Consider the following 16,046-nt stretch of genomic DNA (forward strand, 5'->3'; position numbering starts at 1 on the left):
GGAGTGATAAAACATGTGGAAGTTTATATTACGGAGATTTTTAGTGATGATCCCGCAATTATTCGTGTTAAGTGTACTTGTCTTTTTACTAGCTAAAGCAATGCCAGGTGATGCCTTAACTGGCAGAGCAATGAATCCAAAAGCGGATCCAAAAGTGATTGAAGAACAACGTGAAAAGCTTGGATTAAATGACCCAGTTCCAACACAATATGTTCGCTGGATTAAAAATGCCGTCCAAGGTGACTTCGGTATTTCCTATGCACATAAAATGAAAGTAACCGATCTAATTGGAGAACGACTTGGAAATACAGTATCTTTAGCACTTGTCATTCTTATTCTTACTTATTTAATTGCCATACCACTAGGCGTTATAAGTGGGCGGTGGAATGATACATGGGCTGATCGACTTATTACCATTTACAACTATCTAGGATTTGCTACACCACTATTTATATTTGCATTAATTATGCTCTTCCTATTCGGATTTAAGTTTGCAATATTCCCAACCGGTGGTAGCGTAGATCCTCAAGTTGCAACAGGTACATTTGCTTACTATTTAAGCAAATTGAACCACCTTCTATTACCAGCTCTATCCGGCGCATTAATTGCAACAGTTGGTACAGTTCAATATTTACGAAGCGAAATTATCGATACGAAACATAAAGATTTTGTTCGTACAGTAAGAGCAAAAGGGGTTCCAGAATCAAAAATCTATTCTAGACATATTTTACGAAATTCATTCTTACCAATTGCAGCCTTCTTAGGCTATGAAATTACAGGATTAGTTGGCGGTGCCATCTTTTTAGAAAGTATTTTTAGCTATCCAGGAATTGGACAACTATTTATACAATCCATCTCTCAACGCGATTTTAGTGTAATAACTGCACTCGTTATGTTTACTGGATTTGCAACGTTACTTGGAACTCTCCTTTCAGATATTATTCTAAGCATCGTCGATCCACGTATTCGTATTGATTAAAGAAAGGAGCAGACGTTATGTTAGCAAACCCTGAAAAACAAACTGAAGTTGTTCATTACGAAAAAAGCCCTTCTGGTTTCTCTATTATGTGGCGAGAACTTCGTAAAGATAAATTAGCAATGTTTTCACTTGTTTTCCTAGCAATCTTATTACTAGCAGTCTACGCAACATCTTTTATTATGAAACAAGAAGATATTGTACGAGTTGATTTATTCGCTATTTATGCTCCTCCCTCTGCTGAACATTGGTTAGGAACAGATTACGGAGGACGCGATATTTTCGGCCAACTTATTATTGGTACACGTAACTCATTTACAATTGGATTAGCAATTACTATTCTTTCTTGTTTAATTGGCCTTTCGATTGGATTAATTGCCGGTTATTTTGGAGGAGCTATTGATAATATCATTATGCGCATTATCGACTTTGTTATGGTTTTACCATTTTTAATGCTTGTAATTGTATTTATTACACTTGTTCCTACATTCAATATCTTTACTTTCATTTTAATTATGAGCGTGTTCTTATGGACAGGAAAGGCAAGATTAATTCGCTCAAAAGTATTAACTGAAAAAGAACTAGATTATGTCTCTGCATCTAAAACTTTAGGAACACCAAACTGGAAAATCATCCTTTTCCAAGTACTACCTAACTTAAGTTCCATTATCATTGTTAGTATTACATTAAACCTTGCTGGAAACATCGGTATTGAATCTGGTCTAACTTTCTTAGGATTTGGTCTACCAGAAAGTACACCAAGCCTTGGTACACTTGTTAGTTATGCTAGAAATCCAGATGTATTACAAGAGAAATGGTGGATTTGGTTACCCGCATCAGTCATGATTTTAACATTGATGCTGTGTATAAATTTTATTGGTCAAGCGCTACGCCGTTCGGCTGACGCAAGACAAAGAAAAGGATAAGGGGTGGAAGAAATGACAAATAAGCCAAAGTTTTTCAAAGTATTAAGTACACTTGCGGTTTCAACATTACTACTTTCAGCATGTGGGGGCAGTGGTGGTAGTGAAAAAACGAGCAGCACAAAAAAAGTAGATACAAATAAATTTAGTGCATCTGTTAAAAATGATAAAAAGGAAATTAAAGATGGTTCATTAACATATGGTCTTGTTTCTAACACACCATTTGAAGGACTTTTGAACTTCGCTGTATATGAAGGAGATCCTGATAACCAAGTCATTACCATTTTCGATGAATCTTTATTATCAAATGACGAAAACTGGGAATACACGAATGATGGTGCTGCTACATATGAAATTTCTAAAGATAAAAAGACAATTACACTGAAAATTAAAGATAATGTAAAATGGCATGATGGAAATCCTGTTACTGCAGAGGATTTAGAATATTCTTATCTTGTAATTGGTAGCAAACAATATGCCGGTTCTCGCTATGACACTCAAATGCAAATGATTGAAGGTATGGAAGATTACCACAATGGAAAAGCTGACAAAATTTCAGGTATAAAAGTAACGGATCCAAAAACAATTTCGATTACATATAAAGAGCCGAATCCTTCAGTGAAAACTGGGCTTTGGGCATACCCTCTTCATAAGAAATATTTAGGAGATGTACCAATCGATAAATTAGCAGAATCTGATAAAATCCGTAAAAACCCAATTGGTTTCGGACCTTTTAAAGTGAAAAAAATTACTCCTGGAGAATCCGTTGAATTCGAACGTTTTGATGACTATTATGGCGGAAAACCAAAGCTGAAAAGCATGGTTTTAAAAGTTGTTAACCCTTCCGTTGTTAACGCGTCCTTAAAAAATGGCGATATTGACATTGCTGAAGTAAGTGCCGATCAGTATCCAAATGTAAGTAAATTAAAAAATGCACAATTAGTCGGTAAAACCGATTTATACTATAGTTATATCGGCTTTAAATTAGGCCATATGGATAAAGAAAAAGAAGAAGTAGTGATGGATAAAGAGAAATTTAAAGATGTTCGTGTACGTCAGGCGATGGCGTATGCTATTGATCGAAAAGAAATTGGTGAAAAATTATATCACGGCCTACGTTATCCGGCTAACTCACCAATCCCACCATCTCTACCAAAATATCATAACAATAAAATTGGTGCCTATGATAAAGATGTAGAGAAAGCTAAAAAGTTATTAGATGAAGCTGGCTATAAAGATACGAACGGGGATGGATTCCGCGAAGATCCGAATGGTAAAGAATTTAAAGCTAATTTCTTATCAATGAGTGGTAGCGATGTAAGTGAACCACTTGCAAAATTCTTTATTCAATCTTGGAAAGACATCGGTCTAAAAGTTGAGCTTCTTGATGGTCGCTTGCATGAATTCAACTCATTCTACGATATGATTAAAAAAGATGATCCAAAAGTTGATCTTTTCGCGGCAGCTTGGGGAACTGCATCTGATCCAGACCCTTCTGGTATTTGGGCTAAAGACGCATCGTTCAATTACACACGTTGGGCTACTGACAAAAACACAGAATTATTAAAACAAGGTATTTCTCCAAAAGCTGCTGATGAAAAGTACCGTAAAGATGTATACGATAAATGGCAAAAATTAGTTCATGATGAAGTGCCATTAATTCCACTTCATTATAAATTTGACTTAAAAGGTGTAAATAATCGCGTAAAAGATTATAAATATACACCAGTGGATCAATATAAATGGGGTAACGTTAGCGTAACAAGTGATAAAGCCGAAACAGAGAAATAAGAAAATAGCTCCTGGCGCTGAGATACATGCCAGGAGCTATTTTTTATTTATAGTCCTTCTCTTGCTATTAATAACAACCAATTCCTTCCCTACTCTAAAATTAAAAGATTTGATGAACCATCTTTATTAAAATAGCTAACGTAACAGATGCAGCAAATCCTCCTAAACAAATTAAGCTTACCCCTTGACTATATGATAAATGTTGCAATGATTTCATTACTTCCATCCTCCCTATCTCCCCTTTGATACTCTTATTTTACCAATGGGAAAAATTTCATAACATCGATTTTTCTGACAAAAAACTTACAAATTTGTAAGTTAACGATTTCCCTTTAAACTTATATATCTAGTATGTCCGCACTCTCCCTCTTTATACGCAAAAAAAGACCTCGAATTATATCAAGGTCTTGCTTACACTACAAAATATCTCATTCAATTTACTTTATAATCATCACCGGGCATTTTACACGCTTTGCTATTTTATGGCTTACACTACCAAGCACCATTTCTTGTAATGTATTTAACCCTCTACTGCCAGCGATAACAAGATCTATATCCCCTGTATTCACATATTGAACGAGCGTATCTCCTGGATCGCCATGTAATATCGTAATTTTGTAGGAAATGTTCTCTTTCTTTAATAAACTTTCAATCTCTTTTAATTTATCTTTTCGACTAGCCGATATTGTTTCTAAATCTGTTTGACCTTGTATAATATCTGATTTTGCCGTTCTATTATCTACTACGTACACAACTTCAACATTTGTTTCTTCGCTACATTTCGCAATATATGTTGCATGTTCCGCTGCTCGAAGTGCATGTTCAGAACCGTCACATGCTAATATAATTTGTTTGTACATATGCTGAATCCCCTTTTCGTTATCCTACCCGTATTATATAATAAAGCCCCCTAAAAAGGAGGCTTCTAACTAGCAATTCTTTTACTATAAGTAGCTAAATTTGAAATAATCTTCGAGCTTCGTTCATTTAATCCCGTTATACTTACTTTCACGCCACTTTGTTCATACTTCATGATAACTTTATCAATTGCGGCTACTGCGGAATCATCCCATATATGCGCATAAGTAAAGTTCAACTCAATTTCTTTTACATCTTCATTGAATAAAAAATTATTTATAAAGTCTGCTGTAGATGCAAAGAAAAGTTGACCATGAATTTCGTATATTTTCTTATTTTCAATATATAAATGTTTCACGTGAATCTTTGCCATATTGAATGCAAATAAAACCGCACTAATTACTGTTCCGATAATTACACCTAATGCTAAATTATGTGTAATTAGGACAATCACAACTGTTACGTTCATAACAAATGCATTTCCTTTTGGTACTTTATGAATCGTTGTTACAGAGTTCCAATCAAATGTTCCAATTGAAACCATAATCATAACTGCAACTAAAGCTGCCATCGGAATATGAACAACATAATCACCTAAAACGAATAGTAATACGATTAAAAACCCGCCTGCTACAAATGTCGATAAACGACCGCGTCCACCTGATTTAATATTAATAACAGATTGTCCAATCATTGCACACCCTGCCATTCCTCCGAAGAAACCAGCGACAATGTTTGCAATACCTTGTCCACGTGCTTCTTTATGTTTATTACTTTCCGTATGCGTCATATCATCTAAAACTGAAGCTGTTAATAATGACTCTAGTAAACCTATAATTGCAAGCATAACTGCGTACGGTAAAATGATCCCTAATGTCTCAAGTGTAAAAGGCACGTCAGGAATGTTAAAGAACGGTAATTCTTTCGGCAGGCTTCCCATATCTCCGACTGTTTTTAACTGTAATCCGCTCATAAGTGCAATACTTGTCACAATAATAATGGAAATAAGTGTAGACGGTACAGCAGTCGTAATTCGTGGAAATACATATATAATTGCAAGTCCTAATGCGACCAGTGCATACATTTGCCAAGTTGCATTTTTAAAATGTGGCAATTGCGCTGTAAAAACTAAAATTCCAAGTGAATTTAAAAAACCACTCATAACAGATTTAGGAATAAACTTCATAAATGAACTCAGTTTGAACACGCCAAAAATAATCTGGACAATACCGGTTAATATTGTTGTAGCAAATAAGTATTGCAAACCATGATCCTTAACGAGCGTCACCATCAATAATGCCATTGCACCTGTTGCAGCTGAAATCATCCCAGTTCTTCCGCCAACAAATGAAATGGTAACTGCAATACAAAAGGCTGCGTATAGTCCAACGGTCGGATCCACGCCTGCAATAACAGAGAAAGCGATCGCTTCAGGAATTAACGCTAAAGCGACAACAATTCCTGATAGCACGTCCCCTCTCACGTTGGAGAACCAATCATTTTTTATCGTTTGAAACAAAATACCACTCCTCTACTCTTTTATCCCGCATTAACGGGCAGTAAGACCCCCACCTCAAAATTCAGCGGAAGCAAAGAAGTTAGGTGGGGATCAACTGCCCATAAAAGCCCGATTGGTTCAACTAATAATCAGTGGGGGATGAACAAAACCCCCACTGATTAAAGTTTCACTTTATCATTTGATTTTCTCCGTAAGAAAATCTAAGCCGACTGCACGAAGGCTATTATATAACGAGTAGAGAGATTTTTGCTATGTAAAAGTTTCCTACAGAAAAAGACGCTACCTTAGCAGCGCCTTTGCTCATTTTATTAATGTCCACCGTGACCTTGACCGCTTTCTTGCACAATCTCTAACCTCTCATCCAGTATACCTTGTGTTTCAAATGAAATATCACTCGTACTTCCTAATAAGAAGCCGTGGTTATACGGCCCAAGCGTTGGGTCATCTTTAAACTTTGGCTGAATGCTTGCAAGAAAGTCGTACACTGGTTGTGAAGCTTTTCCTTCCTCTAACAAGATAACAGGGGCATGTTTACCCATATGTGAAAATGGCGCTCCCGCAACTGCTAAATCTGGTGTTTTATTTGAAACAAATGCCACGCCATGACCTGGCTTTGTGAATCCCCAGCCAAATTTTGTTTTTTCATCTTTAAATTGCGCAAATGCAATAGAATTCTCTACCGGGGTCTCCCCGCTAATACGCGTTACTTTCCCATATTTACTTAACTCTTTTTCTACTGCTTTTGAAATAATTTTTTCTGGTCCTAATACATATATATTCGCTTTATCTTTTCTCATCTTTAATGCCTCTATCGTCGCTTCTGGCACCTTTTCTTTTTCTGTATATAAAAGCGGTTCTGGCATATGAGAAATCCAATTTACAGCTGGTGTTGTATATAAACGTCCTTCTTCTTCAGACGAACCGATAATAACACTATTTGGGTAGCTTCCTGTTATATCGGCATATTCTTTATCCACATCTTTAGCAAATATAGCTGGATCCGTTTCTTTTATTTGCTTTACTTTATATGCTTTTAATTGCTCAAGGATAGATGCACCTACATCCCCCATCACCATAATTTGTGTTCCATCTTTCGTTCCGAGCGGATTTAATCTTTGTATTTCTTTTAACGTCATTTCAGGTACCTTTTCTTTTTCTATAAATAAAATCGGCCCATTATTCGGATGGTGAATAAGATCCGCACTCGCAATACCTAATTGCCACTCATTTACTGGTACTAAAATAATAGCGCCTGGCTGATTCTCTTTATGCGTTGCTGGCCATATCGTTTGCGCAGTTAGTACTGCCATTTGCAGAGGATCGTTTGTGTTTAATCTCGTTACATTTTTTAAACTTGTCGTTAATATATCATTCGATGCACCTTCGCTCATTTCTTTCGGCGCAGTTACCTCCTGATTCATTTTCATTTCCTTTTTCTCTGCTTTTTTCACTTCTTTAGATTCATGATTTTTATGATCAGTGTTCGTTTGTCCACATGCAGCAAGACCCACTGCTGTAATTATTGTTATCCCAAAAATTCGGGTCATTTTTTTCACTATACCGCCTCCGTATGAATCATTTTTGAGCCAATATGATTACCTGAAATGGAATTTCAACTTTACAATAACAAGCAATTCTGAAGAAATTATGCAGATGCATGATAATCTGCACCATTTCTTCATGATTTTGACTTACAATTTAAGTAATAACTACAAATGCGGAGGTACTCTATGGTCGATATACTACTCGTAGATGATGAGCCGAGAATGCTTGAATTATTAACGCTTTATCTTACTCCAATCGGATACAACTGCGTATGTGCAGTATCCGGGGAAGAAGCTATTTCACATATAGAAAATCGAAACTTCAAATTTGTTTTACTCGATATTATGATGCCAAAGATAGATGGGTGGGAAACGTGCAAAAGAATTCGATCCTTTAGTAACGTTCCCATCATTATGGTAACGGCTCGTGATCAAACGGTAGATGTTATCCAAGGGTTAAAACTTGGAGCGGATGATTATGTAACGAAACCTTTCCATGAAGAAGAGCTTTTCGCAAGAATTGAAGCTGTTTTAAGGCGAACGAATCAACACGCGCAAATCCAATATCACGGCATTTTATGGGATGAGGCAAAGCATTTCGTTTCTGTCTATAATGAAGAACTTCTTCTCACTCCAATCGAATTCTCTTTACTCGGATTATTTTTACATCATGTGAATTACGTGTTAAGCCGCGATCAGCTCATTGAACGAATTTGGGGATTAAATACAAATACAGAAGATAGGACAGTCGATTCACATATTCGTAATTTGCGTGATAAATTACGAAAAGTAAATTTCCCTATTGATCACCATTTAAAAACTGTTTACGGAGTCGGCTATCGATGGGTTGATACTCTAGAGTAAGGAGCAAAACGATGAAGCGAATATCTATTCAACTCGGATTTTATTTTTTAATTGTTACACTTTTAATCGAAAGTGTTCTATTTGTCTTGCTTTATTATAGCCTTGTCAACAATAGAGTACATGAAGAAATGACAGCTTTATTAAAGCGCGGGAATAGTCACCGGGATGTCCTTGAAAAGTATTTTGATAAGCAAACAATCTCCCATGTTGCACTAATGGAATCCGAAGCCGAAACCACTGTCGTTATTACAAATGCAAATAAGGACGTGCTAGCTAAATCTAATGAAATAAATACTACTATAAAAAAGCATATTGAAAAGATGCAAACACGGACAGATCATGACGGAGCAATTATAGAAAATCATTGGAAAACATCTAATTATATATGTACAGTTAGCCCCATTATAGTAGCAGGAAAAACAGAAGGCTACGTATATATGTTTCTCGGAACAGAATCGATCGAGGAAATGGTTAACGGGCTAACAAGACAATTCATTATTGCCGGAGTCATTACGTTTCTATTAACAGCCATCACCATCTTTCTATTATCACGGTTGTTAACAAAACCATTGTTACACATGAAACATGCCACTGAAAAAATGAGTAAAGGCGATTTATCTGTTTCGTTAACGACTAGTCGAAATGATGAGATTGGTGAACTAGCATCATCTATTCAAACGCTCGCTAATGATTTACATTATATGAAAACAGAGCGAAGTGAATTTTTGGCAAGTGTTGCTCATGAATTACGAACACCGTTAACATACGTAAGAGGTTATGCTGACATCGCTTTAAAAGAAACCACATCTCCTGAGCAACGTTTGCGATATTTATCTATTATAAAAGATGAGTCTGATTATATTACGAACTTAGTTCAAGATTTATTTTCACTTGCACAAATGGAACAACATAACTTTTCTATTCAAGTAAAGGAAGTACATCTACACACCTTCCTTACTCGCATAGCCGAAAAAGTTAACGCTATGTATAAAGAAAGATACATTAAACTTTCTTTCTCTTGTCCTCCTACACTGGTAGTAAACTTAGATGAACAGCGATTTGAACAAGTTATAATAAACATTTTAAATAACGCTTATAGACATTCAAAAGAACATTCTCATATAAATATTTCTGTTACAGAAGAACATAAAAGTATCTCCATTACAATTGAAGATGAAGGCGAAGGTATTCCGCTTGAAGACCTCCCTCACATTTTCGAACGTTTTTATCGAGTTGATAAAGCAAGATCACGAGCTACAGGCGGAACTGGTTTAGGACTATCTATCGTGAAAGAAATTGTAGAACTACACGGCGGGAATATTACTGTAACGAGCGAAGTCAATCATGGGTCTCGCTTTATTATTTCATTACCATCTATACAAAAACACGACTATTGATGGTAGTCGTGTTTCTTTATCATTTTACTTTATAATATAAATTTACAAATTGCCCAAAACGTTTCGTATCCGTTAAAGTTAAATTAATTTCTGGATTCTTGTCTTGAAATAACGGAACTCCAGAACCTAATATATGCGGTGTAATCGTAACGATATATTCATCAATTAGATTATTCTTAAAGAACTCTTTCAGTAAACTCCCTCCACCGACCATCCATATTTTAGATCCTTCTTGTGCTTTTAACCTTTTAGTAAACTCCACTACATCTTCATTTACAAACTCCACGTTTCCGTCTGAACCTTTTTTTGAACGAGAAAAAACATAACATGCTTTATCTAAGTACGGGAATGTGTCTGTATGCTCTACTACATAGTCGTACGTTTTCTTTCCCATAATTATTGTATCAATCGTTTCATACATTTCTGTATAACCGTTATCTCCCTCTCCTTCGGTTTCCATTAACCACTGTAAATCATCATTTTCTTTCGCAATATATCCATCTAAGCTCGCTGCAATAAATAAAACTATTTCACGTGACATATCTTTTCCTCCCTGCATCTCATCTTGATAACATATGATGTAAACAATATACTAACAATAAAACATGACACTTTATGTCATGTTAAAAAGAAAAAGGTGATACATTTGTCAAAAGCTAAACGCTTATTAGATATTCTTATATTTGCTTCTGCCAAAAAGACATTTACAGCTCAAGAAATAGCTGATGAATTTAATATCTCCGTTCGTACTGTCCATAGATACATTTTAGATTTAAGTGATATGGGATTACCCATTTACGCAGAACAAGGTCGTAACGGAGGATATAAAGTATTAACGAATAGAGTCATTCCGCCTATTTTATTTACGGAAGAAGAAGCAGTCTCCATCTTTTTTGCTTTTCAGTCTTTAAGCTACTACAGAGACTTACCATTTAACACAGAAATCAATTCCGTTACGCATAAACTGTATAGCTCTCTACAACATGATGCGAAAGTGAAAGTTGATAAAATACGTTCTTATATCGCTTTTTGGAATCCGAAGAGAACAATTGATACCCCTCTTTTAAACGAAGTGTTAACTGCGGCTATTGAAAATAAAAATTTACACTTTCAATACGAATCTAAATCGGGGATAAAAACAAAACATGTTCATCCTATCGGTGTATACGCTCATGATGGGCTATGGTACTTACCATCCTATGACTTCAGCAGAACAAAAGTATTACTGTATCGCGTTGATCGTATTCTTTCTATATTATCAACAGAAGAAAATGAAAATACGTTCATGAATTTAGAAGAATGGTTCGACTCGAGCTCTAACGTAGTGCACATTCCTACCCAGTTACATGTCTTATTAACGACAGAAGGCGTACGCCAATGTAAAAGCGTTCCTTACCTTGAAGAATTTGTGGTAGTAAACGAAGACGGGACAGGATATATACATTCAACAATTGATAAAGGTGAAATTAACTTTATTACTCCTTTATTTTATAGACTTGGAAAAGATGCGAAAGTTTTAGAACCGAAAGAATTGATAGATGGTTTACGTATGCGTGCGAAAGAAGTTTTACATATGTATGGAGACTGAAAAAGCTGCTAGATATAAGCAGCTTTTTGTTTATTTGTTCCTATTGTTTTGACTGTTGACGAATATCAATCCACCAACGATATGACGCATTCATATTTTCAGTACTTCCATTCCCTCTGTAATGGAAAGCATCCAAAAAGATTGAATCTAGTTTATCTTCATCTACAAAATAACCTAAGTTAACTTTTACCGTTTCTCCTGGTCGGATACTGCCAATATTGTAGAAGCTTTTCCCATCTCCGTGAGGCTCTAAATAATCAACTTCTCCCGTCATAATACGCGTTGCTTCCATTCCCTCTTCTTTAGCGTATTTCCATGCATTCCCTTCAAATTTAAGCTGCTTTATGGATGGATGCATATAGATTTCTTCTGTCGCCTGTTTACCAATATTTCTCACTGTTGTTGTCAAGTAGACAAATTTAACATTAACTAATTGCGAATCTACTAATGTATCAATTGAATCTTTACCATTCCCTAATTTATATACATCACGTCTGTACGATAGCAGTTTTCCCGTCTGATCTAAAGCCTTCTTCTTGCTTAATATCCCTAGGCCAAGTTCATTAAAGTTCTCTTGTTTAAAATCTTTAATCGAATTAAAAACTTCAACTTTTTCTATCACATATTCAATTTGGCTGTTATCCATAGATATCGTTACTGGAACCTTTTGCCCTATATGAAATAGTCGTTTGCTATCTTTTTTCAAAGGAATCACTTTAGGTTTTTTAGGTTCATCTGCTTGGCTAAAATACTTTTTATCATAATTTGATATATGTGATGCCTTTTCTTTTGACGTGGACTCAAGTGAAATATTCCCTAAGACATCTATCATTTGTTCTTCATTTATATCTGATCCAATAAAACTTTCTAACATAATCCCTTCTTTCTCAAAAAAGAGAAAGACCTTCCTATCAAACATTACATTGTTGTTTCCAGTTTCTTTATGAACAATTACTGCTTTCTTGCCACCTATCTCTTTTTCTTCGTAGCTTTTTGAATATAAAGTTTGAAAGTCCGCATTTTCCCCTACTCTCCAAAGACTAAATGAAAAGCCTCCATTTGCGTCGTTATCTTTAAATGAATATTTCATAGCAGTGTCATCAATTGCTTCCATATTTTCTGGCAATTTACCAACCTTCAACTTATACCACTGATCACTCTTTTTCGAATCCTTATTTGTTAAGGAAACATTTACTTCGTAATTTTGTTTTTGAACAATCATATTATAGACTTTCACTGCACCAAAAACAGTTGTCGGCATACCAATTAATAAACAGGCAGCAGCAATTAACATACGATGTCTTTTACGCTTTTTCTGTGGTCGCTCGCCCTTCAGCTTCATTTCTTCCATAAACAATTTCTTTTTGCGCGTATATGTATGTGAAAATTCATGTTGTTCTTCGAGTTTATCAAAATCATCTAAAGCAATTTTTTCAGCAAGGTCATACATTTCTTTGGAGTTCTTTGAATTCGTCATGTTGTATACCTCCTATAATATTTTGAACTCGTTTTCGAGCACGCTCAAACTGCTTACGGACATTAGCCTCCGTTATCCCCATGACACTTGAAATTTCTTGATACGTTAAGTTATAGAAGACTTTGTACTTAAATACCTGTCTATTAGATTCATTTAACTCTTTTAGCAATGTATCAATTTGAACCTCAGACATTTTACGTTTTTCCCACTCTTCAATATTTTCATCTACTGCTTCTGTTGATTCTCTTTCATATTCTTCTAAAAATGTTTCATGTCGTTTATTTTTCCGGTAACTATCAATCGCCTTGTTTTTCGCGACCCTCAAAATGTAGCGTTTAAGCTCTTCAGTGCTCAAGCTATGGAGCTTTTCCAAGTTCTTATAAAGAGTAATAAACGTCTCTTGAACCGCATCTTCAGCCTGCTGAATATTATTTAAAATAGAATACGCTACATAATAAATTTTTTGTTCATACAACTCATATAGCTCTTCCATCTTTTCATAATCGTTGTTTGTAACTTTCATATAATTCCTCCTCTCACTCTATATAACGAATGAGCGCTATACTTTGTGACACTATAAAATCTTTTTATAGATAAAATTTAATAATAGAATATAAAAAGCCCAATTCCTCTATTCTAACTGAGAAATTGGGCTTTTTTATATTAGAATTTTCCTGACTGTTCCATTAAGAACATCCCTCTTATGCCTTTTTAGTAAGTAATATTTTCTCTATTGATTCTCGTAACAAATGCTTTGTCTCTTCAAGGTTATGATTCTGTTTTTCTCCCGGTTGTACCGTATAAAAATCAGCAAATGAGCGCTCTTTATATCTCGGGACAACATGCATATGATAGTGCGTGAGTTCGTTAAAGATTCCACCATTCTGACAAATTGTAATTCCGTCCGGTTTATATAATGCCTTAATCGCTTTTACAATAAGCTTAGAAGCATCCATAATCGATTTCGCTACAACGTCATCTAATTCGTCTACTTCTACAACATGCTGCTTTGGCACAATTAAAGTATGTCCTGGGTAGAAAGGCGCATGATCTAAAAAGCAAGTTACATAATCATCTTCATATACTTTATATATTTTTTCTTCTTCGTTTGCTAATTTACAACCTAAACAATCCATTACACTTTCCCCTCTCTCTAAAACATAAAAACGTGAGAACCGTATTCTCACGTTTTTATATTTCACTTTATTAGTTCAATTGTTTCCGTAACTTTTATACTATCTTTTACAGATTGAACAATCGTGCAATTTTTCACTGCAAGTTGTAGTGCCTTGTCCAATTGCTCTTCTGTAATGTTTTGTGCTTTAATTTTATAGTGCAGATGAACACTTTCAACTGGTTGTGATAAAGCTTCACTTCTACCAATTTCCGTTTCAATTGTAAACGTATCGTATGTAATACGTTTCTTTTCTAAAATTGTTCGAAAAACAATTGCACTACATCCTGCGATAGAAGAAACGAGTAATTGTAACGGTGAATACCCATTTTCTTTTCCAATCGCTAATTGACCATACGATAAATCTGCCTGTATATCATCGTGTTTGATTGTTAGTTTCATTTGGTGTCTCCATCTCCACTTTCATCGGTTTCTGCCGTTTCTTATTTATATAATAATATATGTAGCAGAAAATGATAAATGGAATACCACAATATAACGCCATTCTTTGTTCGGGAATAAACGCTAAACTAATAACAACGATACTATTCGTAATTAAAGCTAAAATTGGAACAATTGGGTATAGTGGTGTTCTATACTTTAAGTCCTCTAACTTTCCTCCGCCTTTTATATACTGACTTCTAAAGCGAAGTTGCGATAAAGCAATAATGATCCAACTTGAAACAGCCGATAAACCAGCTATAGATAATAAGTACATGTATACTGTATCTTCTGCAAGGAAGCTTGTGAATAAAGATAACCCTGCTACCGCAATCGTTACGACTAGCGCTGTAATTGGAATACCTCGTTTATTTACTTTCTTGAAAGATGTTGGTGCCATTCCTTCATTTGCAAGTGACCATAATATACGAGTTGCCGCATATAATCCTGAATTCGCTACAGATAGTAACGCTGTAATAATAACGAAGTTCATAATATCAGCTGCGTATGGAATACCGATTTTATCAAATACGACTACGAATGGACTTTCAATTATGCCAGCTTCTTTCCAAGAAATTAATCCTACCAAAATCGTCATTGTTAAAATGAAGAATAGCATAATGCGCCATACTGTATTACGAATTGCACGCGGGATTGTTTTTTCAGGGTCTTTACTTTCTCCTGCTGCAATCCCGATTAACTCTGTTCCTTGGAACGAGAAGTTAACTGTAATCATTGTGAGTAATACGGCAGCTAGTCCATTCGGGAATAATCCACCATCGCTTACAAAGTTAGAGAAAAGAGGTGCCGCTTCTTTTCCGTCATATGATATAAACCCTAATAATGCACTACCACCAAGAACAACAAATGCAAGAATTGTAACTACTTTAATACTAGAGAACCAAAACTCTAATTCAGCATAACTCTTCGCTGAGATAGCATTTGAAGCATATAAAATAACGCCGAATACGAGACACCATACCCAAACATCAACATTCGGAAACCATCTTTTCATCATTAAACCGATTGACGTTAATTCTAGTCCTACTGTCACTGCCCAGCCAAGCCAATATAGCCAGCCAATCATAAAGCCCGTTCCTGGCCCAATAAACTTCGTCGCATACTTTTGGAAAGAACCTGAAACCGGCATTGCTACCGTTAACTCTCCGAGACAAAGCATTGTTAAATACATAATAAATCCGCCCACTAAATAGGAAAGGATGGCTCCCCCTGGTCCAGCCTGATTAATGGTGTAACCTGAACCTAAGAAAAAACCAGTCCCGATTACACCACCTAGTGCGATCATAAATAAATGCCTACTCTTCATCGTACGATGTAATTTCTCATTCGTTGGTTGCTGCATCTAAATCCTCCCCCTACCGATACCCCTATATCTTGTTAAAATTTTCTGATAATAAAAATATACACGAAAGCGATTACAATTTCTATATAAAATTAAAACTTTTCTGATAAAACAATATAAAAAACCGAATT

Annotated in this window: 16 protein-coding genes; 6 read left to right on the plus strand and 10 right to left on the minus strand. The window is 35.4% G+C overall.

Features of this window, described 5'->3' with window-relative positions; genetic code table 11:
- Positions 1 to 13 precede the first annotated feature (13 nt).
- From opp4B to opp4A, 3 genes are read left to right on the plus strand one after another with little or no spacing between them, the layout of a single operon-like run.
- Positions 14 to 979 (plus strand): oligopeptide ABC transporter permease, encoded by a 966-nt coding sequence (gene opp4B / locus MKO96_RS23335; RefSeq protein WP_087979439.1) that lies wholly within the window; start codon positions 14 to 16, stop codon positions 977 to 979.
- Between the two features lie 17 nt (positions 980 to 996).
- Entirely contained in the window at positions 997 to 1,902 is a 906-nt protein-coding gene (locus MKO96_RS23340; protein WP_087979438.1) for an ABC transporter permease, read from the plus strand.
- A gap of 12 nt (positions 1,903 to 1,914) precedes the next feature.
- Positions 1,915 to 3,690, plus strand: coding sequence for an oligopeptide ABC transporter substrate-binding protein (opp4A, locus tag MKO96_RS23345; RefSeq protein WP_087979437.1), 1,776 nt, complete (start codon positions 1,915 to 1,917; stop codon positions 3,688 to 3,690).
- 100 nt (positions 3,691 to 3,790) lie between these two features.
- Here the strand turns inward: opp4A and MKO96_RS23350 are convergent, their stop codons facing one another.
- The 4 genes from MKO96_RS23350 to MKO96_RS23365 form a co-directional block, all read right to left on the minus strand.
- Positions 3,791 to 3,916 (minus strand): DUF4027 family protein, encoded by a 126-nt coding sequence (locus tag MKO96_RS23350; RefSeq protein ID WP_087979436.1) that lies wholly within the window; start codon positions 3,914 to 3,916, stop codon positions 3,791 to 3,793.
- Positions 3,917 to 4,127: 211 nt separating this feature from the next.
- Positions 4,128 to 4,550 (minus strand): universal stress protein, encoded by a 423-nt coding sequence (locus MKO96_RS23355; RefSeq protein WP_048567094.1) that lies wholly within the window; start codon positions 4,548 to 4,550, stop codon positions 4,128 to 4,130.
- A 65-nt stretch (positions 4,551 to 4,615) separates the two neighbouring features.
- Positions 4,616 to 6,067 (minus strand): SulP family inorganic anion transporter, encoded by a 1,452-nt coding sequence (locus tag MKO96_RS23360; RefSeq protein WP_240588832.1) that lies wholly within the window; start codon positions 6,065 to 6,067, stop codon positions 4,616 to 4,618.
- Positions 6,068 to 6,375: 308 nt separating this feature from the next.
- A complete protein-coding gene (locus MKO96_RS23365; protein ID WP_240588833.1) occupies positions 6,376 to 7,623 on the minus strand; it encodes a cell wall-binding repeat-containing protein in 1,248 nt (415 codons plus the stop codon).
- Between the two features lie 174 nt (positions 7,624 to 7,797).
- Between MKO96_RS23365 and MKO96_RS23370 the strand changes: the two genes are divergently transcribed.
- Both MKO96_RS23370 and MKO96_RS23375 read left to right on the plus strand, forming a co-directional pair.
- The gene (locus MKO96_RS23370; RefSeq protein WP_240588834.1) at positions 7,798 to 8,475 is read left to right on the plus strand and encodes a response regulator transcription factor; all 678 of its coding nucleotides are present in this window, start codon (positions 7,798 to 7,800) and stop codon (positions 8,473 to 8,475) included.
- Between the two features lie 11 nt (positions 8,476 to 8,486).
- Entirely contained in the window at positions 8,487 to 9,872 is a 1,386-nt protein-coding gene (locus MKO96_RS23375) for a sensor histidine kinase (RefSeq protein WP_240588835.1), read from the plus strand.
- Positions 9,873 to 9,891: 19 nt separating this feature from the next.
- Here MKO96_RS23375 and MKO96_RS23380 read toward each other — a convergent pair whose 3' ends face one another.
- A complete protein-coding gene (locus MKO96_RS23380; RefSeq protein ID WP_240588836.1) occupies positions 9,892 to 10,413 on the minus strand; it encodes a dihydrofolate reductase family protein in 522 nt (173 codons plus the stop codon).
- 105 nt (positions 10,414 to 10,518) lie between these two features.
- Between MKO96_RS23380 and MKO96_RS23385 the strand changes: the two genes are divergently transcribed.
- Entirely contained in the window at positions 10,519 to 11,460 is a 942-nt protein-coding gene (locus MKO96_RS23385) for a helix-turn-helix transcriptional regulator (protein ID WP_276314253.1), read from the plus strand.
- A gap of 40 nt (positions 11,461 to 11,500) precedes the next feature.
- Here the strand turns inward: MKO96_RS23385 and MKO96_RS23390 are convergent, their stop codons facing one another.
- The 5 genes from MKO96_RS23390 to MKO96_RS23410 form a co-directional block, all read right to left on the minus strand.
- Positions 11,501 to 12,937: a DUF4367 domain-containing protein gene (locus MKO96_RS23390; protein WP_240588837.1), complete on the minus strand. Its 1,437-nt coding sequence runs from the start codon at positions 12,935 to 12,937 to the stop codon at positions 11,501 to 11,503.
- Entirely contained in the window at positions 12,903 to 13,460 is a 558-nt protein-coding gene (locus MKO96_RS23395; RefSeq protein WP_240588838.1) for an RNA polymerase sigma factor, read from the minus strand. Before MKO96_RS23395 ends, MKO96_RS23390 begins: the two co-directional genes overlap by 35 nt.
- Before the next feature lie 178 nt (positions 13,461 to 13,638).
- Complete coding sequence (locus MKO96_RS23400; protein ID WP_240588839.1) at positions 13,639 to 14,073, minus strand: HIT family protein; 435 nt, start codon at positions 14,071 to 14,073, stop codon at positions 13,639 to 13,641.
- Positions 14,074 to 14,135: 62 nt separating this feature from the next.
- Positions 14,136 to 14,513 (minus strand): OsmC family protein, encoded by a 378-nt coding sequence (locus MKO96_RS23405; RefSeq protein WP_240588840.1) that lies wholly within the window; start codon positions 14,511 to 14,513, stop codon positions 14,136 to 14,138.
- Positions 14,488 to 15,915, minus strand: coding sequence for an amino acid permease (locus MKO96_RS23410; protein ID WP_076542387.1), 1,428 nt, complete (start codon positions 15,913 to 15,915; stop codon positions 14,488 to 14,490). The genes MKO96_RS23405 and MKO96_RS23410 overlap by 26 nt, the downstream gene beginning before the upstream one ends.
- Positions 15,916 to 16,046 lie beyond the last annotated feature (131 nt).

Source organism: Bacillus sp. ES1-5, assembly GCF_022487605.1.
In the GTDB taxonomy this organism is placed as follows: domain Bacteria; phylum Bacillota; class Bacilli; order Bacillales; family Bacillaceae_G; genus Bacillus_A; species Bacillus_A wiedmannii.

Excerpts from the sequence above, each read along its gene's own strand:
- opp4B (WP_087979439.1), top strand. The coding sequence starts at position 14 with ATGTGGAAGTTTATATTACGGAGATTTTTAGTGATGATCCCGCAATTA.
- MKO96_RS23340 (WP_087979438.1), top strand. The coding sequence starts at position 997 with ATGTTAGCAAACCCTGAAAAACAAACTGAAGTTGTTCATTACGAAAAA.
- opp4A (WP_087979437.1), top strand. The coding sequence starts at position 1,915 with ATGACAAATAAGCCAAAGTTTTTCAAAGTATTAAGTACACTTGCGGTT.
- MKO96_RS23350 (WP_087979436.1), bottom strand. The coding sequence starts at position 3,916 with ATGGAAGTAATGAAATCATTGCAACATTTATCATATAGTCAAGGGGTA.
- MKO96_RS23355 (WP_048567094.1), bottom strand. The coding sequence starts at position 4,550 with ATGTACAAACAAATTATATTAGCATGTGACGGTTCTGAACATGCACTT.
- MKO96_RS23370 (WP_240588834.1), top strand. The coding sequence starts at position 7,798 with ATGGTCGATATACTACTCGTAGATGATGAGCCGAGAATGCTTGAATTA.
- MKO96_RS23375 (WP_240588835.1), top strand. The coding sequence starts at position 8,487 with ATGAAGCGAATATCTATTCAACTCGGATTTTATTTTTTAATTGTTACA.
- MKO96_RS23380 (WP_240588836.1), bottom strand. The coding sequence starts at position 10,413 with ATGTCACGTGAAATAGTTTTATTTATTGCAGCGAGCTTAGATGGATAT.
- MKO96_RS23390 (WP_240588837.1), bottom strand. The coding sequence starts at position 12,937 with ATGACGAATTCAAAGAACTCCAAAGAAATGTATGACCTTGCTGAAAAA.
- MKO96_RS23395 (WP_240588838.1), bottom strand. The coding sequence starts at position 13,460 with ATGAAAGTTACAAACAACGATTATGAAAAGATGGAAGAGCTATATGAG.
- MKO96_RS23400 (WP_240588839.1), bottom strand. The coding sequence starts at position 14,073 with ATGGATTGTTTAGGTTGTAAATTAGCAAACGAAGAAGAAAAAATATAT.
- MKO96_RS23405 (WP_240588840.1), bottom strand. The coding sequence starts at position 14,513 with ATGAAACTAACAATCAAACACGATGATATACAGGCAGATTTATCGTAT.
- MKO96_RS23410 (WP_076542387.1), bottom strand. The coding sequence starts at position 15,915 with ATGCAGCAACCAACGAATGAGAAATTACATCGTACGATGAAGAGTAGG.